14 protein-coding genes are annotated in these 18,685 nt (G+C 72.0%); 11 read left to right on the top strand and 3 right to left on the bottom strand.

Going from position 1 to position 18,685, the window contains the following annotated elements; genetic code table 11:
* Positions 1–46 precede the first annotated feature (46 nt).
* Complete coding sequence (locus tag AB0I22_RS24615; RefSeq protein WP_363133049.1) at positions 47–1,171, bottom strand: hypothetical protein; 1,125 nt, start codon at positions 1,169–1,171, stop codon at positions 47–49.
* 163 nt (positions 1,172–1,334) lie between these two features.
* Entirely contained in the window at positions 1,335–2,267 is a 933-nt protein-coding gene (locus AB0I22_RS24610) for a carbohydrate kinase (RefSeq protein ID WP_363133048.1), read from the bottom strand.
* 276 nt (positions 2,268–2,543) lie between these two features.
* Here AB0I22_RS24610 and AB0I22_RS24605 point away from each other — a divergent pair, with 276 nt between their 5' ends.
* Together AB0I22_RS24605 and AB0I22_RS24600 are read left to right on the top strand one after the other, a co-directional pair.
* Positions 2,544–2,969, top strand: a complete 426-nt coding sequence (locus AB0I22_RS24605) for a Rieske (2Fe-2S) protein (protein WP_363133047.1) — start codon at positions 2,544–2,546, stop codon at positions 2,967–2,969.
* Between the two features lie 291 nt (positions 2,970–3,260).
* Positions 3,261–4,403: an N-acetyltransferase gene (locus tag AB0I22_RS24600; RefSeq protein WP_363133046.1), complete on the top strand. Its 1,143-nt coding sequence runs from the start codon at positions 3,261–3,263 to the stop codon at positions 4,401–4,403.
* 100 nt (positions 4,404–4,503) lie between these two features.
* On the opposite strand, the gene AB0I22_RS24595 is transcribed toward AB0I22_RS24600, so the two are convergent.
* Entirely contained in the window at positions 4,504–5,448 is a 945-nt protein-coding gene (locus tag AB0I22_RS24595; RefSeq protein WP_363133045.1) for a hypothetical protein, read from the bottom strand.
* Positions 5,449–5,682: 234 nt separating this feature from the next.
* On the opposite strand from AB0I22_RS24595, the gene AB0I22_RS24590 reads away from it, so the two are divergent.
* The 9 genes from AB0I22_RS24590 to AB0I22_RS24550 all read left to right on the top strand — a co-directional run bounded on the left by AB0I22_RS24590 (position 5,683) and on the right by AB0I22_RS24550 (position 18,682).
* A complete protein-coding gene (locus tag AB0I22_RS24590; protein WP_363133044.1) occupies positions 5,683–6,402 on the top strand; it encodes a papain-like cysteine protease family protein in 720 nt (239 codons plus the stop codon).
* A gap of 4 nt (positions 6,403–6,406) precedes the next feature.
* Positions 6,407–7,387 (top strand): hypothetical protein, encoded by a 981-nt coding sequence (locus tag AB0I22_RS24585; protein WP_363133043.1) that lies wholly within the window; start codon positions 6,407–6,409, stop codon positions 7,385–7,387.
* A gap of 436 nt (positions 7,388–7,823) precedes the next feature.
* Complete coding sequence (gene uvrC / locus AB0I22_RS24580; RefSeq protein WP_363133042.1) at positions 7,824–10,115, top strand: excinuclease ABC subunit UvrC; 2,292 nt, start codon at positions 7,824–7,826, stop codon at positions 10,113–10,115.
* The gene (gene rapZ, locus AB0I22_RS24575; RefSeq protein ID WP_363133041.1) at positions 10,112–11,044 is read left to right on the top strand and encodes an RNase adapter RapZ; all 933 of its coding nucleotides are present in this window, start codon (positions 10,112–10,114) and stop codon (positions 11,042–11,044) included. The genes uvrC and rapZ overlap by 4 nt, the downstream gene beginning before the upstream one ends.
* The gene (gene yvcK / locus AB0I22_RS24570) at positions 11,041–12,081 is read left to right on the top strand and encodes a uridine diphosphate-N-acetylglucosamine-binding protein YvcK (protein ID WP_363133040.1); all 1,041 of its coding nucleotides are present in this window, start codon (positions 11,041–11,043) and stop codon (positions 12,079–12,081) included. Before rapZ ends, yvcK begins: the two co-directional genes overlap by 4 nt.
* The gene (gene whiA, locus AB0I22_RS24565) at positions 12,072–13,073 is read left to right on the top strand and encodes a DNA-binding protein WhiA (RefSeq protein ID WP_363133039.1); all 1,002 of its coding nucleotides are present in this window, start codon (positions 12,072–12,074) and stop codon (positions 13,071–13,073) included. The genes yvcK and whiA overlap by 10 nt, the downstream gene beginning before the upstream one ends.
* A gap of 155 nt (positions 13,074–13,228) precedes the next feature.
* Positions 13,229–16,198: a M14 family zinc carboxypeptidase gene (locus AB0I22_RS24560; RefSeq protein ID WP_363133038.1), complete on the top strand. Its 2,970-nt coding sequence runs from the start codon at positions 13,229–13,231 to the stop codon at positions 16,196–16,198.
* A gap of 165 nt (positions 16,199–16,363) precedes the next feature.
* Positions 16,364–17,368 carry a type I glyceraldehyde-3-phosphate dehydrogenase gene (gene gap / locus AB0I22_RS24555; RefSeq protein ID WP_363133037.1) on the top strand — a complete coding sequence of 335 codons (1,005 nt, stop codon included), beginning with the start codon at positions 16,364–16,366 and terminating at the stop codon, positions 17,366–17,368.
* Positions 17,369–17,470: 102 nt separating this feature from the next.
* A complete protein-coding gene (locus AB0I22_RS24550; RefSeq protein WP_363133036.1) occupies positions 17,471–18,682 on the top strand; it encodes a phosphoglycerate kinase in 1,212 nt (403 codons plus the stop codon).
* Positions 18,683–18,685: the final 3 nt, after the last annotated feature.

Below are 18,685 nucleotides of genomic sequence, written 5' to 3'. Positions count from 1 at the left end.
GATACGGGTTACGGGCCGATCGGTGCGGCTCCTGGGTCCCTGCGAGTCAGGCCGCGCCGGTCGTGAATTCGTAGAGGTCGTACGCGACCATGGCCAGCCGTCCGGGGCCGCCCCGGTAGCCGAGCGCCGAGCCCAAGGGGCTCGTCACCTCCTGGTAGCCGATGACGTTCAGCGCGTCAGGGGCGGCCGTGCCCATCCACAGCGCGCCCTCCTCCGTCGACGCGAACCAGCACGGCCCGTCCGCGTACGCGCCCCAGGTGGTGCTGAAGTTGAAGGCCTGCGGGCGCTGAGGGTCGACCAGGAGATTGGCCTTGCCCCGGAGGATGGGCTTCCAGGTCTGCTCGGACACCGTGAAGTACCAGAGGTTGTGGTCCTGGGGCCCCACCGAGCAGTTCGCCACCAGCAGCGAACCGCCGTGCACGGAGAGGCTGTTGATGCCGCGCTGGGCCTCGGGGTTGAAGACCGTCTGCGACATGATCCGGCCGGACGGCACCTGGACAACGCAGACGTAGCCGTCCTCGGAGCCGGTCACCACATAGGCGGTGCCGGCCGCGTCGGACAGGACCTCGGTCGCCTGGATGTCGTGCAGCCCCCAGGGATTGACCGGATGCGGATTCCGTACGTCCACGCTCCGCGCGAACCTCAGGCGGCGCCGCGCCGGATCGTAGTTCCACAGGGAGACATGGCCCGTGGAGTGCCCGACCACCAAGGTGCCCGGCGAACCGGCGCGGACCCCCTGCCCGCTGGTGGCGACGCCCAGCGCCGGATCGTAGGGGACGGTCCCGGCCGGGCACAGGTCGCTCCAGTCGCCGCGCGGCGAGTGCCACAGGGCGAGGGAGCGGTCGTCGTTCGAGCTCGCGATCGTCCGGCCGGGCAAGGGGGCGACCATCTGCACGCCCTGGAAGGCGGGGCTGTTGACCGCCACATTGATGCGCGGCCCGGCGACCGCCGACTCGGTGAAGCGGAAGACGCTCATCGAGCCGTCCCAGCGGCCGACGGCGAACTGGTCGTCGTCCAGCCACGCGAGCCGCTGCGCCATCTCGTACGTCGCGCCGCTGGAGGTGATCGGCAGTGCCGCCGCCGGGGTCGGCCGGGGCGGCAGGGCCACCCCGCGGTCGGCGAGTTCACGGCGGGACCGGAGTACCGGAGGCACCGATCGCGGATCAGACATGACAGCCGCCTTCCCGTACGCGTCGCGTATGCGCCGCCTCTCGTACGACTATCTACCCGCACATGCCGCTCCTGTACGCCCCGGACGACACTCCAGGGGCGTCAGGTGTCAGACGACCGTGCCCCGGTGCGGGGCCCGGCGCGGCGTGGAACGCGCGGCAGCCTCAGACGAGCTCCGACGCGTAAGGGGGCTGCGCTCCGGCGCGGGAGCAGGTGACGGCCGCCGCCCGGGCGGCGAACCCCAGGATGTCGCGCCACTGCTCGGCGTCCAGTGAAGCGATCTCGGCGGGCGAGAGCGCGCCGTGCTCCGCGAGCCGGTGGAGCAGGGCCGCGTTCACGGTGTCGCCCGCGCCGATCGTGTCCACGACGTCGACCCGTTCGCCGGGCACCGCGTACTCGTCGCCGGCCCGGGTCCGTACGCTCAGCCCGTCGCCGCCCCTGGTCAGGACGGCGGCGGCGGGGCCGGCGGCCAGCCAGTCGGTCAGCGCGGCGTCGACGTCCGAGCCGTCCGCCAGCCATTCGGCGTCCTCGACCGACAGTTTGAGCAGCGTCACATGCGGCAGCCAGGAGCGGAAGCGGGCGCGGTAGGCGGCGGCGTTCGGGATCAGCCCGGCCCGGATGTTGGGGTCGAGCGCGGTGAAGACACCGCGTTCCGCCTCGCGCTTCAGCAGCGCCTCGTACGCGCTCGCGCCCGGCTCCAGGACCAGGGAGCAGGTGCCCAGCGACAGCGCGCGGGTCCCCTCCGGGAGCGCGGCGGGGAGTTCGAAGAGCCGGTCCGCCGTGCCCTCGACGTAGAAGCCGTAGCCCGCCGAACCGTCGGCGTCGATGCTGGCCACGGCGAGCGTCGTCGGCTCCGGGCCGCGCTGCACCGGGGCCGCGTCCACGCCGGCGGCCCGCAGCTCCGCCAGCAGCGCTTCGCCGAAGGCGTCCGTCGAGACCCGTGAGCAGAAGGCGGCCGGCGATCCGAGCCGGCCGAGCGCCATCGCGGTGTTGTACGGGCCGCCGCCGCGCTGGGGGAGCAGCGCGGGCAGCGCTCCGTCCGCCTGGGCGCTGCCGGGCACGAGGTCGATGAGGGCTTCTCCGGCGACGACGATCACGAGGGCGTTCCTTTCCCGATCCCTATCCCTGAGCCGGGTTCTCCCGGCGCCGCGGGCGCGCGGCGCGGTCGGGCGGCCGGGCCGCCCGACCCACTGCCGTGGCCCCGGCGAATCCCATCACACCTGCGGCGCGAGCGGGCCTGGTGAGCCCTGCTTTTTCTGCGGTTTCTCCTGGCCGGCCGGGGTTCTGCGGGGTGGGGCGACCGAAGCGGAATGATCTGTGACGGTATCGTCGGGGAGCCAGCGAACCGCCTCAGCCGCCCCTGTGGAGCACTCATGAGCAGCCAGCCGCCCGCCCGCCGAACCGTGCTGCGGGGAGTCGCCCTGGCCGGGGCCGCCGGGCTCGGAGCGGCGGCCTGTTCGGGCGGCGGGTCCGGGGGGAAGCCGCCGGCCACCCCCACGGCGCCGGTCGACCTCGGCGCGGCCTCCGCGGTGCCGGTGGGCGGCGCGAAGCTCTACCGCGAGAAGCGCGTCGTCGTGGCGCAGCCTGCCAAGGGCCAGTACAAGGCGTTCAGCGCGGTCTGCACGCACGCGGGCTGCGTCGTCGACAAGATCGAGGACGGGAAGATCAACTGCCCGTGCCACGGCAGCCAGTTCGACGCCGAGACCGGGAAGGTGCTGCGCGGCCCGGCGGGCGCGCCGCTGCCGGCCGTGCCGGTCAAGGCGGAGGGCGGCAAGCTCGTGGCGGGGCCGGACGCCTGAACGTCCGCCGCCGGAGTGGCCGCCACCGGGGTCCGGAGCGGACCGCCGGAGCGGACCGCCGGAGCGGACCGCCGGAGCGGACCGCTGGGGCGGGGCCGCAGGTCGTAGGGGCGTAATTCCCGATCGGCGGTCGAGCCCGGGTGCGCATATCGGCGCGCAAATAATCAGTTTTTTCCATAGTTTTGACTCGATACGCTCGGATCGGCAGCCGGTTGTGCCCGAACGGACCGGGCGTCGCCGACGCCGCGCCGGCACAGCGGGTGCGCCGCCCGGTACCGAGAAAGGACTCCCATGAGCGGGACGACCCAGCACGCCCCCGAACTCCGTCCGCTGCGCGACCGGGTGACCGCTCCGTCGTCCCTCGCGCTGCCCTCGGCCGGCGAAGGCCTCACCTGGCGGCCCGCCACACCCGCCGACATTGGCCTGATCGTCGACCTGAAGCGGGCCGCGGGCGAGGTCGACCACCCGCGCTGGCTGGTGACGAGGGACGAGCTGGAGGAGGAGTTCAAGGGGGAGAGCTTCGACCCCGAGCACGACACGGCGATCGCCCTGGACGCCGCCGGGCGGGCCGTCGCCTACGGCTCGGCCGCTGCCCCGTCGAGCCCCGAGACGATCGTATGGGTCAGCCTCGACGGCGAGGTGGTCCCGGACCGCCGCGGCGAAGGCATCGGCAGCGCGCTGCTGGCGTGGCAGGAGGCCCGCGGGCTTCAGCACTTCGCGGCCTGCGACTCCGTCCTGCCCGGATGGCTCGCCTCCGGTGCGAACGACAACGACGCCGCCACGATCCGGCTCCTCGAAGCGCACGGCTATGACCGCGCCCGGTGGTGGCTGGAGCTGGAACGCGACCTGGCCGAACCCGTCGCCGAGGTGCCGACCGCGCCAGGGGTACGGCTGGTGCCCTACGGGCCGCAGTGGCAGGAGCGGTCCAGGGACGCCTACAACGACGCCTTCCGGGACCACTGGGGCTCCCAGCCGGCGACCGCCGCCGAGTGGGCCGCCAGCGACCGCCTCGAAGCGTCCCGCCCGGACCTGTCCGTACTCGCCGTCACCTCTGCCGCCCCGGACACTCCCGATACACCTGGTGCTCCTGGCGCCACAGGTGCCCCCGATACACCTGGTGCTCCTGACGTCGCCGGTGCCCCCGACGCCGAGCGCGTCGTCGGCTTCTGCTTCGTCGATGTGGCCAAGGACGAATGGCCGCTGCGCGGGTTCCCGTTCGGTTACGTCACGGCCGTCGGCGTACGGCGGGACGCCCGGGGCCAGGGGCTGGCGCGTACGCTGCTCGCCCACGCGCTGCGGTCGCTGCGCGCCGAGGGGCTGGACAAGGCCGTACTCGACGTCGACGCCGAGAACCCCTCCGGCGCCCTCGGCCTGTACCAGAGCCTCGGCTTCACCGTCGGCGACCGCGCGGTCAGCCTCGTCAAGCGCTTCTGACCTCCCCAGCCGCCCGCGGGGCGCCCCCGCCGTCCGGCCGCGACGACGGGAGAGCCTCGGTGGGCGGGGTCGCCGCACCTCGTGCCCGCCCGTACGGCCCTCAGGTCCAGTCCCAGCCGATGCCCAGGATTCCCGGCCGTACGCTCTGCTCGACCAGATGCACCCCGCGATGCCGCCCGGCGAGCGTCAGATCCTGCACCCGGCCGCGCGGCGCGCCGGCCGCGGCCTGGGCGAAGCGCCGGCAGCGCACCGGGAGGGCCGCCGCGTCGAAGCGCACCTGGAGTACGTACTGGGCGCCCGCGAACCCGAACCCGCGTACGTACTCGGTGCTCGGCCCGCCGGTGCCGTCCTCGAAGCCGTAGGCGAAGACATAGGTGTCACCGGCCCGCAGCCGCGTGTCGAAGAGCAGTTCGCAGGCGACCACGCCTGTCTCCGCGTGCCACCGCACGCGCCCCAGCCGGCAGTTTTCCGCCGCCCGCACCGCCACCTTGCCGGGGTCGCAGCCGGGGTCCCCGTGGTGGATGGCCACGTAGCGGTCCACGCCGTCCCGGTGCGCGCGCACCACATGGTGCGAGTCCCGGCCTTGCAACTCGCGCCGGTCGCCTATACGGACCCGCTCCATGTGGCAGAGGGTGTGCAGACCGCCGTCCGAGGGGGCTTCGAGTTCGGTGAGGAGCCGCTCCAGGGGGCGCGGTTCGTCCACCAGCGAGCGGTACGTACGGCCGGCCGGGCGCTCGTGGTCCGCGGGGCGTACGGAGGGTTCCAGCAGCCGGGTCAGGGCCTGCGCGGGCAGCTCCAGGATGTCCTCCAGGGCCCGTATCGCCCGCAGCGACTCCGGGCGCATCGGTCGGCGGGCCCCCTGCTGCCAGTAACTGAGGCTCGTCACCCCGACCTTGATGCCGCGTTGCGCGAGCCGGTGCTGGACCCGGTGCAGCGCCAGCCCGCGGGCGGTCAGTGCGGTGCGGAGGGCGAGGTCGAAGGGCCCGGTGCGCAGCGTCCGCGCGAGTTCGGCCTCGGTCGGCTTCGTCCGTGAGGTGATGTGCACGGTTCCCGCACCCCTCTGTGAATTTTCACAACCAGTGTGGCAGGTCTCATCGTCTGGGACCGCTGTGTTCCTGGCTGACAGATGTGCTCTGTTCACATCGGGTTCCCGCCGTTCACACCTCCGCCTCACCCGCATTGAATCCTGTTGACCGACCCCCGACAACACACGGATGCTCCTCACCAGCGTCCGGACGCGCTCCTCCACACCAACCCCCCCCAGCTCGGGAGGAACGCAATGACCCGTGCACCCGCACCCTCGCAGCAGAGCCGCGCACGCGGCAGACGGCTGCCGATAGCCGGCTTCATAGCCTCGGCGCTGCTGGCCGGAACCGCCGTGACGACGGCGACCGCCGCGACCGCCACGGCCGCGCCCGCCGGCAGCGCCGCACCGGCCGCCGCATCAGCCGCCGCACCCGCCGCGGCGTCGCTCCAGGCCGCGAGCGGCCAGAGCGCCGGCCTCAAGCCCGTGCCCGGCGCCAAGAAGCTCAACATCACCATGCAGGCCCAGCAGAAGGACAACTGGTGCTGGGCCGCCTCCGGCGACACCATCGCCACGTTCTTCGGCCGGAACTACAGCCAGAATCAGTTCTGCAACGCGGCCTTCAACCGCCGCCAGGGCACCGACTGCCCCAACAACCAGGCCAACCTCGCCAACGTGCAGACCGCGCTGCGCTGGGCGGGCATCAACTCCGGCAATTATGTGACCGGATGGCTGCGCTACCCGACCGTGCAGAATGAGATCAGCGCCGGGCGGCCGATCGAGACCCGCATCGAATGGTCCTCCGGCGGCGGGCACATGCATGTGCTGTACGGCTACGACAACTCCCGCGACAACCAGGTCTCCTGGGGCGACCCGTGGCCCTCCAACAACCGCTACAACTGGGCCTCGCACGACTGGTATGTCAGCAATCAAGAATTCTCCTGGACCCACTCGCTCTACGGGATCGGAGCGTGAGGTCATGACCGCGACGAACCGCACCAACGCGACGAGCCGTACTGACGACGCGGCGAGCCGAAGCGACCGGACGGACCGTACGGACGCGACCAGCCGCACCAAGAAGAACGCGGTCCGCGCGGCCGCCGCCAGTGGCGCGCTCGCCGGCGTGCTCCTGGGCTTCGTCCCTGCGGCCCAGGCCGCAGGGACGCCGGCCCCGCCGAACGCCCCCGCCGCCTCCGCGGTCGCCGAGGCCCATCAGGCGGCTACCGCCCCCGCCACGCTCGACACGCTCTCCCGCTTCTTTGCCCGCGACAGCGCGGCCGGCGGCGCGGTGGCCAAGGCGAAGGCGGCCCCCAAGGTCGAGGGCGCGACGGTGCCGGTCTACACGCTCGCGCCGGAGTTCGTGGCGGGCAAGGCGAAGGCCCCCGTGGCGAAGCTCGACTTCCTCGCCACCGGGGCCGTCTCCGCCGACGGGCGGAAGGCGTCGGTGTGGGCCGTCAGGCAAGGCGGCTCGTACAAGGTGGTCAACATCGCCACCGGCGACGACGAGACGCGCTACGCCGCGGCCGGGGCCAAGAAGGCGAGCGGCGGGACCGTCTTCCGCGAGCCGCAGATCGACGCCTGGTACGTGCAGCGCGGCGACCGGGTACTGCCGCTGGACGCCGACGCCGAGCGCGCCGTGGGCGCGAAGGGGATCAGCGTCGAGGCGTACCAGGCGCGGGTGCACAAGGCGTACGGCGACAAGCTGCCGGGCTCCGCGTACGCCAAGAAGGGCCTGGCGGGCGGCTACGGCGCCGACTCCTCCGACAAGTCCGACTCCGGCAGGTCCGAATCCGCTACGGCCGACTCCGCGAAGGTTGGGGCGCCGGCAGTGGCGCAGGCCGCGTCGGTGGGGCACGGCAACGACGGCCTGCTGACCGCGACCTCGCTCGCGACGGGCGGGGCGGCCGTGGTGGCGCTCGGCCTGTCCGTGATGGCGGCCAGGCGGCGGCGACGCGCCTGACGATCGGACCGGCCCCGGCAAGAACGATTCGCCGGGGCCGGTGCGGACGGGCCGCGGATCGGTTCGCGGCCCCTGGACGGACGGCCTGAACCGCGGATCGGTTCGCGGCCCCTGGACGGACGGCCTGAACCGCGAATCGGCCCGCGGTCCCGGCCGGGCCGGATCGGCTCCCTCCCGGAGGCTCCGGTCGGCCCGTCCTCGATCAGCGGCCCCGGCGGCAAGCGCCTCCCCGCCGCCGGGGCTCCTCCGGGGCTGTGTTTCCGGGGGTCCCGGGGGGCCCGGAGGCCCGGGACCCCGGGGGCTCTGAAGCCCGTCCGATGCCCGCCCGAAGTTCCGTCCGAAGCCTCGCCCGCCGCCCCGAGCGAGCGGGCTCCCGGCCCGGAGCCGGCACCGCTCGGCGACGGAACTGTCACCGGCCGCAAGTAGGGTGTCTGGCATGGCCGACCCCAGCAGCTACCGACCCAAGCCGGGACAGATCCCCGACTCGCCCGGGGTCTACAAATTCCGTGACGAGCACGGCCGGGTGATCTACGTAGGGAAGGCGAAGAGCCTCCGTCAGCGGCTCTCCTCGTACTTCCAGGATCTCGCCGGGCTGCACCCGCGTACCCGGACCATGGTCACCACGGCCGCCTCCGCCGAGTGGACCGTCGTGTCCACCGAGGTCGAGGCGCTCCAGCTGGAGTACTCGTGGATCAAGGAGTTCGACCCGCGGTTCAACGTCAAGTACCGCGACGACAAGAGCTATCCTTCCCTCGCCGTCACCCTCAACGAGGAGTTCCCGCGGGTCCAGGTGATGCGCGGTCCCAAGAAGAAGGGCGTGCGCTACTTCGGGCCGTACGGGCACGCGTGGGCGATCCGCGAGACCGTCGACCTGATGCTCCGGGTCTTCCCGGTACGGACCTGCTCCGCCGGGGTGTTCAAGCGCTCCGCCCAGATCGGCCGGCCCTGCCTGCTCGGCTACATCGGCAAGTGCTCCGCGCCCTGCGTCGGCCGGGTCACCCCCGAGGAGCACCGTGAACTGGCCGAGGAGTTCTGTGACTTCATGGCCGGGCGCACCGGTACGTACATCCGCCGGCTCGAAGCGGGGATGCGCGAGGCCGCCGAGGACATGGAGTACGAGAAGGCGGCCCGGCTCCGCGACGACATAGAGGCGCTCAAGCGCGCCATGGAGAAGAACGCCGTCGTCCTCGCCGACGCCACCGACGCCGACCTGATCGCCGTCGCCGAGGACGAGCTCGAAGCCGCCGTGCAGATCTTCCACGTGCGCGGCGGCCGGGTCCGCGGGCAGCGCGGCTGGGTCACCGACAAGGTCGAGGCCGTCGACACCGCGGGCCTCGTCGAACACGCCCTCCAGCAGCTCTACGGCGAGGAGAAGGGGGACGCGGTCCCCAAGGAGGTCCTCGTCCCCGCCCTCCCGGACCCGGTCGAGCCCGTCGCGCAGTGGCTCACCGAGCGCCGCGGCTCCGGCGTCAGCCTGCGCATCCCGCAGCGCGGCGACAAGAAGGACCTGATGGCCACGGTGCAGCGGAACGCCCAGCAGTCGCTCGTGCTGCACAAGACCAAGCGCGCCTCCGACCTGACCACCCGCTCCCGCGCCCTGGAGGAGATCGCGGAGGCGATCGGCCTGGATTCCGCGCCGCTGCGCATCGAGTGCTTCGACATCTCGCACCTCCAGGGCGACGACGTGGTGGCCTCCATGGTCGTCTTCGAGGACGGGCTGGCCCGCAAGAGCGAGTACCGCCGCTTCCAGATCAAGACGTTCGAGGGCCAGGACGACGTCCGGTCCATGCACGAGATCATCGGGCGCCGCTTCCGCCGCTACCTCCAGGAGAAGCAGAAGACGGGGGAGTGGGCGGACGAGCCGGACGCGGCAGCGGCGCTGGACACCGCGGCCCTCACGGACGCCGCGGCCATGGCGAGCTCGGCGGTTTCTTCCGACTCAGGCTCAGGGGCCTCGTCCGCCCTGCCGGCCTCACCCGGCCCGGCGGCTTCTTCCAGCCCGGCGGCCTCTTCCGGCCCCATGGTCTCGTCCGACTCGTCCGACTCGTCCGACTCGTCCGACTCGGCAGCGCCGACAACCCCGTATGGCCCGGCGACCTCTCCCACCCCGGCTGCCCCGCCCGCCCCAACAACCTCCCCCGACCCGCTGGAATCCGGCCCCCTCGACGACGACGGCCGGCCCAAGCGGTTCGCGTACCCGCCGCAGCTCGTCGTGGTCGACGGCGGGCAGCCGCAGGTCGCCGCGGCCAAGCGGGCCCTGGACGAGCTGGGCGTCGACGATGTCGCCGTCTGCGGGCTCGCGAAGCGGCTCGAAGAGGTCTGGCTGCCGGACGAGGACGATCCGGTCGTCCTGCCGCGCACCAGCGAGGGGCTCTACCTCCTCCAGCGCGTCCGCGACGAGGCGCATCGTTTCGCCATCACCTATCAGCGCAGCAAGCGCGCCAAGGGCATGAAGGCCGGTCCGCTGGACGCCGTGGCCGGCCTCGGGGACACCCGCAAGCAGGCGCTGATCAAGCACTTCGGGTCCGTCAAGCGGCTGCGCGCCGCGACGGTCGAACAGATCTGCGAGGTGCCCGGCATCGGCCGCAAGACCGCCGAGACGGTCGCCGCGGCCCTCGCCAAGGCGGCTCCGGCCGCCCCTGCGGTGAACACCGCGACAGGAGAGATCATTGAGGATGAGGAGGCGGCGCCCGCCGCGTCCTCACCGGAACGGGGGCACGAGGCATGAACGAGACCCATGGAGACGGAGCACAGGTGAGTACGGCTACGACGGCGGAGCCGGGCGGCGAGACGGCGGCCATCCCCGAGCTGGTGATCATCTCCGGCATGTCGGGGGCGGGCCGCAGCACCGCCGCGAAGTGCCTGGAGGACCTCGGCTGGTTCGTCGTCGACAACCTGCCGCCCGCCCTGATCCCCACCATGGTGGACCTCGGCGCCCGCTCGCAGGGCAATGTGGCCCGTATCGCCGTGGTCGTGGACGTACGAGGCCGGCGCTTCTTCGACAACCTCCGCGAATCGCTCGCCGCGCTGGCGGCCAAGCACGTCAAGCGGCGGGTGATCTTCCTGGAGGCGTCCGACGAGGCCCTGGTCCGCCGCTTCGAGTCGGTCCGCCGGCCGCACCCGCTCCAGGGCCCGGGCCGCATCGTCGACGGCATCGCGGCCGAGCGCGACCTGCTGCGCGAGCTGCGCGGCGACGCCGACCTGGTCATCGACACCTCCAGCCTCAACGTCCACGAACTGCGCGCCAAGATGGACGCCCAGTTCGCGGGCGAGGAGGAGCCGGAGCTGCGGGCGACCGTCATGTCGTTCGGCTACAAGTACGGGCTCCCGGTCGACGCCGACCTCGTGGTGGACTGCCGCTTCCTGCCGAACCCGCACTGGGTCCCGGAGCTGCGGCCCTTCACCGGCCTCAACGAGGAGGTCTCGGGCTATGTCTTCAACCAGCCCGGCGCCAAGGAGTTCCTCGACCGGTACGCGGAGCTGCTCCAGCTCATCGCCGCCGGCTACCGCCGCGAGGGCAAGCGCTACGTGACCATCGCCGTCGGCTGCACGGGAGGCAAGCACCGCAGCGTCGCCATGTCCGAGCGGCTCGCCCAGCGCCTGGTCTCGGAAGGCGTCGAGACCGTCGTCGTCCACCGGGACATGGGGCGCGAATGACGGACCGCACGTTGCGCATGCGGCGCGTACGCAGGTTCGTGCCGGGCAGCCGTACGCGCCGGGGCCCGCGGGGCGCCCAGCCGAAGGTCGTCGCCCTCGGCGGCGGCCACGGACTGTCCGCCTCGCTCACCGCGCTGCGCCGGATCACCGGCGACCTGACCGCCGTCGTCACCGTCGCCGACGACGGCGGCTCCAGCGGCCGGCTGCGCGACGAGCTCGGCGTGCTGCCCCCCGGCGACCTGCGCAAGGCGCTGGCCGCGCTCTGCGGCGACGACGACTGGGGCCAGACCTGGGCTCGGGTGATCCAGCACCGCTTCACCAGCGAGGGCGAGCTGCACGAGCACGCCGTCGGCAATCTGCTGATCGTCGCCCTCTGGGAGCAGCTCGGCGATCATGTGAGCGCCCTGGACCTGGTCGGCAAGCTGCTCGGGGCGCACGGCCGGGTGCTGCCGATGTCGGCGGTGCCGCTGGAGCTCCAGGCGCTCGTACGAGGCCACGACGCGGACCGGCCGGACGAGCTGTCGACCGTCCGGGGGCAGGCCACCGTGGCGCTCACCCCCGGCGAGGTGCAGTCGGTGCACGTGGTGCCGGAGGACCCGCCGGCGGTGCCGGAGGCCGTGGCGGCGGTGCTCGACGCCGACTGGGTGGTGCTCGGCCCCGGCTCCTGGTTCTCCTCCGTCATCCCGCATCTGCTCGTCCCCGAACTGCTCGAAGCGCTCCAGGAGACCAAGGCGCGCCGGGTCCTCTCGTTGAATCTGGCTCCGCAACCCGGTGAAACAGATGGCTTCTCCCCGCAGCGTCATTTGGAGGTTTTGGCCCGACACGCCCCTAAACTCGCCCTGGACGTGGTGTTGGCCGACGAGGCCGCCGTGCCCGACCGGGAAAGCCTCACCGAAGCCGCCAAGCGGCTCGGCGGCACGGTCGAGCTGGCGCCCGTGGCCGCGCTCGACGGTTCCCCGAAGCACGACCCGGAGCTGTTGGCCGCCGCGTACGACCGTATTTTTCGGATGCATGGAAGGATCGGCCCATGGCGATGACGGCAGCGGTGAAGGACGAAATCTCCCGGCTTCCCGTCACCCGGACCTGCTGCCGGAAAGCGGAGGTCTCGGCGATCCTGCGGTTCGCGGGCGGGCTGCACCTGGTGAGCGGCCGCATCGTGATCGAGGCGGAGCTGGACACCGGGATCGCGGCGCGGCGGCTGCGCAAGGACATCCTGGAGATCTTCGGCCACGCCTCCGACCTGGTGGTGATGGCCCCCGGCGGGCTGCGGCGCGGCAGCAGATACGTGGTGCGGGTAGTGGCGGGCGGTGACCAGCTGGCGCGGCAGACCGGCCTGGTCGACGGCCGCGGCCGGCCGATCCGCGGACTGCCCCCGCAGGTCGTCTCGGGCGCCACCTGCGACGCGGAGGCCGCCTGGCGCGGCGCGTTCCTCGCGCACGGCTCGCTCACCGAGCCCGGCCGCTCCTCGTCGCTGGAGGTCACCTGCCCGGGCCCGGAGGCCGCGCTCGCGCTGGTCGGCGCCGCCCGCCGGCTCCAGATCGCGGCCAAGGCGCGCGAGGTGCGCGGCGTGGACCGGGTGGTCGTACGGGACGGGGACGCGATCGGCGCGCTGCTGACCCGGCTCGGCGCGCACGAGTCGGTGCTGGCGTGGGAGGAGCGCCGGATGCGGCGCGAGGTGCGGGCCACCGCCAACCGGCTCGCCAACTTCGACGACGCCAATCTGCGCCGCTCGGCGCGGGCCGCGGTCGCCGCGGGGGCGCGGGTGCAGCGGGCGCTGGAGATCCTCGGCGAGGAGGTGCCGGAGCACCTCGCCGCGGCCGGCCGGCTGCGCATGGAGCACAAGCAGGCGTCGCTGGAGGAGCTGGGCGCGCTGGCCGACCCGGCGCTGACCAAGGACGCGGTGGCGGGCCGTATCCGTCGGCTGCTGGCGATGGCCGACAAGCGCGCGCAGGACCTGGGGATTCCGGGCACGGAGTCGAATCTCACCGAGGAGCTGGCCGACGACCTGGCCGAGGGGCTGGTCGGCTGACCGGCCCGGATCGACCCAGCCGCCCCCGGCGTCCGAAAAGAACGGATGCCGGGGGCGGCGCCGTGTCCGCCCCGGACGAGTCATTGACATGATCATGAAGTGTGGCAAGCCTGTCGTCTGCGTACAGACGCGACAGACAACGGCAAGGGGGGCACATGAGACGCAAGGCGAGAGCGCTTCTCGCAGTGACATCGCTGTTATTCGGCGGACTGGCCGCAGCACCCTTCGCACAGGCACAGGCACAGGCACAGGCACAGGCACAGGACCGGGCGGGCGGGGACGGACTGTCCGTATGGGCCGCCGACGTGGGCCGCGCGCAGCTGCCGACGCTGCTGCGGGCAGGCGTGGACGGGCAGGAGCTCGGCAGGCGAATACCGGACAAGGGCACCGCCCCGGTCGAGCTGTACCTCACCGGCGGCCAGGCCGCGACCCTCCGCGGCCAGGGCGTCCGCCTCGCCGAGAAGAAGATCTCCAAGCGGACGACGGAGCGGCTCAAGGCCGCCGGGGACGGCGTCTTCCGCCCGTACAGCGGCAAGAACGGACTTCAGCAGGAGATCGTCGAGACCGGGCAGGCCCATCCGGACATCACCAAGGTCGTCAGCATCGGCAAGACGCTGAACGGCCAGGACATCCTCGCGCTCAAGCTCAGCAAGGGCGCGAAGAAGATCCCCGACGGCGAGAAGCCCTCGACGCTGTACGCCTCCAACCAGCACGCCCGCGAGTGGATCACGCCCGAGATGACCCGCCGGCTGCTCCACTACTACCTCGACAACTACGGCAGGAACGAGCAGATCACCAAGCTCGTGGACCGGTCCGAGCTGTGGTTCGTGCTCTCCGCCAACCCGGACGGCTACGACTACACGTTCAAGGACCCCGCCAACCGGCTCTGGCGCAAGAACCTGCGGGACAACAACGGCGACGGCAAGATCACGGCCGGCGACGGCGTCGACCTCAACCGCAACTTCTCCTATAAATGGGGCTACGACAACGAGGGTTCGTCGCCCCGCCCGGCGAGCGAGACCTACCGCGGCAAGAGCCCCTCCTCCGAGCCGGAGACCCAGGCCCTCGACGCGTTCGAGAAGCGCATCGGCTTCAAGTACGCCGTCAACTACCACTCCGCGGCCGAACTCATCCTCTACGGCGTCGGCTGGCAGGTCGCCACGCCGACCCCGGACGACGTGATCTACCGGTCCCTGGCCGGCACGCCGGAGAACCCCGCGATCCCCGGCTACCACCCGCAGGTCTCCTCCGAGCTGTACACCACCAACGGCGAGGCCGACGGCCACGCGGCCAACGTCAACGGGGTCATGATGTTCACCCCGGAGATGTCGACCTGCCAGACCGCCTCCGCCGTCGACCCCGACGACCCCTGGAACCCGGCCGACTGCCAGTCCGTCTTCAACTTCCCGGACGACGAGAAACTGATCCAGCGGGAGTTCGCCAAGAACATCCCCTTCGCCCTCTCGGTCGCCGAGAGCTCCCTCCACCCCGACCGGCCGGCCTCCTCGGTGGGCATCCCCGCGCCCGACTTCAGCCCCGACACCTTCGCCATCTCCTACGCGCGCGGCGAGGGCCAGCAGGTCGCCGTCACCGCCCGCAAGAGCCTCCGCGACAAGCGGCTCAACTACCGCGTGGACGGCGGCCGTACGCACACCGAACCGCTGAAGGCGTGGACGGGCGGCGAACGGTACGGAGGCGACGACAACCTCCGCTTCGACCAGTACCGGGCCCAGGTGGAGGACGCCGCGGTCGGCTCCAAGGTGCAGGTCTGGTTCACCGGCCGCACCCGCGACGGGGCGAGCACGTCCAGCAAGCCCTTCACCTACACGGTCGCCGAACGGCCCCGCGCCGACACCCTGATCCTCGCCGACGAGGGCGGCGCCGGCCCCGCCCGCCACCTCGCCGCCTACACCAAGGCCCTCGCGGACAACGGCCGCAAGGCCGCCGTCTGGGACGTCGCCGAACAGGGCGCGCCGCACGCCCTCGGCGTGCTCGGCCACTTCCGGACCGTGCTCTGGTACACCGGCGCGAACCGCCCCGGCGGCCCGACCCTGCTCGCCGTGCGCGACTTCATCAACGAAGGCGGCAAGGTCGTCACCAGCGGCGAGCTGGCCGGCGGCAGCTCGCGCGTCGGCCCGGCCGACACCGACGACTTCAGCCAGTACTACCTGGGCGCGTACGGCCGTACGTCCCTCAAGGCGCCCACGAAGTTCACCGGCGCGGGCGGCCTCAAGGACGTCGCCGCGAACCTCGCGGACGCCCCCGGCAACCCCCTTGACGCGGCCGGCTCGTACGCCGTCACCTCCGACTCCCTGCCGCCGGCCCAATTCCCGCAGTTCACCGGCGCCGCCGCCGGGGACTACCAGGGCCCGCGCCCGCCCTCCCAGCCGTACGAGGGCGACTGGATGGCGACCGCTCAGCACCAGGACAGCGCCTATACGCGGCTGGCCCGCACCGTCGACCTGACCGGCGCGAGCGCCGCGGACAAGCCGGGCCTCGCCCTCCAGCTCAGCTACGACACCGAAAAGGGCTATGACAACGCGGTCGTCGAGGCGCACACGGTGGGCCAGGACGACTGGACCACGCTGCCCGACGCGAACGGCGGCACCACCACCGACGTCCCCGCCGAGTGCGGGCAGGGCTACTACATCAACCTGCACCCCTGGCTCACCCACTACCTGACCCTGGGCGACGGCAGCTGCCAGCCGCGCGGCACCTCGGGGGCGTGGCACCGCTTCACCGGCTCCTCGGCGGGCTGGCAGCCGGCCTCCTTCGACCTGAGCGCCTACGCGGGCAAGAAGGTCGAGCTGGCCGTTTCGTACGTCACCGACCCCAACACCGGAGGGCGCGGGGTCTTCGTCGACAGCACCAAGATCGTCATCGGCGGCGCCGCACAGCCCACCGAGGGGTTCGAGACCGCCCTCGCCCCCTGGACCGTGCCCGGACCGCCGCCCGGCAGCCCGGCGAGCGCCTCCGACTGGACCCGCTCCAAGGAGCTCTTCCACTCCTCGGCGGCCGTCACCACCCGCGACACCGTCCTGCTGGGCTTCGGCCTGGAACACGTGCCGGGAGCGGCCGAGCGGGCCAAGCTCCTGGGCGGCGCGCTGCGGGCCGTCCGCGGCTGACCGAGCGTGACCGGGAGCGCCGGCCCGCACCCCGCGACAAGGGGTGCGGGCCAGCGCTGCCAATGTCACGTACGTCCCTTGTTAGAGGTAGGGTCGGACTAGGTCGGGGACATCCCATACAGCTCGCCGGCGTCCAGACCGGCAAACCAACGAGGAGATCGGTTCGTGACGATCCGCGTAGGCATCAACGGCTTTGGCCGTATCGGTCGTAACTACTTCCGCGCCCTGCTGGAGCAGGGTGCGGACATCGAGATCGTCGGTGTCAACGACCTGACCGACAACGCCACCCTGGTTCACCTGCTGAAGTACGACACCATCCTGGGTCGCCTGAAGCACGAGGTCAGCCACACCGACGACACCATCACGGTCGGCAGCCAGACCTTCAAGACGATGGCCGAGCGCGACCCGGCCGCCCTCCCGTGGGGCGAGCTCGGCGCCGACATCGTCATCGAGTCCACCGGCATCTTCACCAAGAAGGCCGACGCCGCCAAGCACCTCGCCGCCGGCGCCAAGAAGGTCCTGATCTCCGCGCCCGCCAAGGACGAGGACATCACGATCGTGATGGGCGTCAACCAGGACAAGTACGACGCGGCCAACCACCACGTCATCTCGAACGCCTCCTGCACCACCAACTGCGTGGCGCCGATGGCCAAGGTTCTCCTGGAGAACTTCGGCATCGTCAAGGGCATGATGACCACGGTCCACGCGTACACGAACGACCAGCGCATCCTGGACTTCCCGCACAAGGACCTGCGCCGCGCCCGCGCCGCCGCCGAGAACATCATCCCGACCACCACCGGTGCCGCCAAGGCCACCGCCCTGGTGATCCCGGAGCTCGCCGGCAAGCTGGACGGCATCGCCATGCGCGTCCCGGTCCCCACCGGCTCGGTCACCGACCTGGTCATCGAGCTGGAGCGGGAAGCCTCCAAGGACGAGGTCAACGCCGCGTTCCAGAAGGCCGCCGAAGGCCAGCTCAAGGGCATCCTGGAGTACACCGAGGACCCGATCGTCTCCTCGGACATCGTCAACTGGCCGGCCTCCTGCACGTTCGACTCCTCCCTGACCATGGTCCAGGGCAAGAGCGTCAAGGTCATCGGCTGGTACGACAACGAGTGGGGCTACTCCAACCGCCTGGTGGACCTGACCACCTACGTCGGCGGGCAGCTCTGACCGTTGCCTGACCCGGGCACCGAGATGTGAAGGACAGGGCTCGTGCGGCGCGATGACGCGCCGTCCGGGCCCTGTCTCATGACTGACTACGACGGAGTCACCATGAAGACGATCGACGAACTCATCCAGGACGGGGTCGAAGGGAAGCGGATCTTCGTCCGCGCCGACCTCAACGTGCCGCTGGACGGCACCGCCATCACCGACGACGGACGCATCCGCGCCGTCGTCCCGACGGTCAGCGCGCTCGCCGAGGCGGGCGCCAAGGTGATCGTCGCCTCACACCTGGGCCGCCCGAAGGGCGCCCCGGACCCGCGGTTCTCCCTCGCGCCGGCCGCGGCGCGACTGGGCGAACTGCTCGGCAAGAACGTCTCGTTCGCCACCGACACGGTCGGCGACAGCGCGAAGGCCACCGTAGCCGCAACGGCGAACGGCGAGGTCACGCTGCTGGAGAACCTCCGTTTCAACGCGGGCGAGACGAGCAAGGACGACGCCGAGCGCGGCGCGTTCGCCGACCGGCTCGCGGAACTCGCGGACCTGTACGTGGGCGACGGCTTCGGTGCGGTGCACCGCAAGCACGCCTCCGTGTTCGACCTCCCGGCCCGGCTGCCGCACGCCGCCGGCTACCTCATCGCCACCGAGGTCGGCGTCCTGAAGAAGCTGACCGCCGAGGTCGAGCGGCCCTACGCCGTCGTCCTGGGCGGCGCGAAGGTCTCCGACAAGCTCGGGGTCATCGAGCACCTGCTGGAGAAGGCCGACCGCATCCTGATCGGCGGCGGCATGGCGTACACCTTCCTCAAGGCCCAGGGCCACGAGGTCGGCATCTCGCTGCTCCAGGAGGACCAGATCCCGAAGGTCCAGGGCTACCTGAAGCGCGCCGAGGAGCGCGGCGTGGAGTTCGTGCTCCCCGTCGACGTCCTGGTCGCCGGTGAGTTCCCGGACCTGGAGACCAAGGCTCCGGCCAACCCCACGACGGTCGCCGCGGACGCCATCCCGGCCGACCAGGAGGGTCTGGACATCGGTCCCGAGACCCGCAAGCTGTACGCCTCGAAGCTCGCCGACACGGCCACCGTCTTCTGGAACGGGCCGATGGGCGTCTTCGAGCACCCCGACTACGCCGAGGGCACCAAAGCCGTCGCACAGGCGCTGCTGGACAGCCCGGCGTTCACCGTCGTCGGCGGCGGCGACTCGGCCGCGGCCGTGCGCCTGCTGGGCTTCGACGAGAACGCCTTCGGCCATATCTCGACCGGCGGCGGCGCGAGCCTCGAATACCTCGAAGGCAAGACGCTCCCCGGCCTCGCCGCACTGGAGGACTGAATC

Origin of the sequence: Streptomyces sp. NPDC050610 (assembly GCF_040654875.1) — a bacterium.
GTDB lineage: Bacteria > Actinomycetota > Actinomycetes > Streptomycetales > Streptomycetaceae > Streptomyces.
The sequence above is the reverse complement of the archived record's forward strand: the minus strand, read 5'-3'. Positions and strand labels throughout refer to the sequence as shown.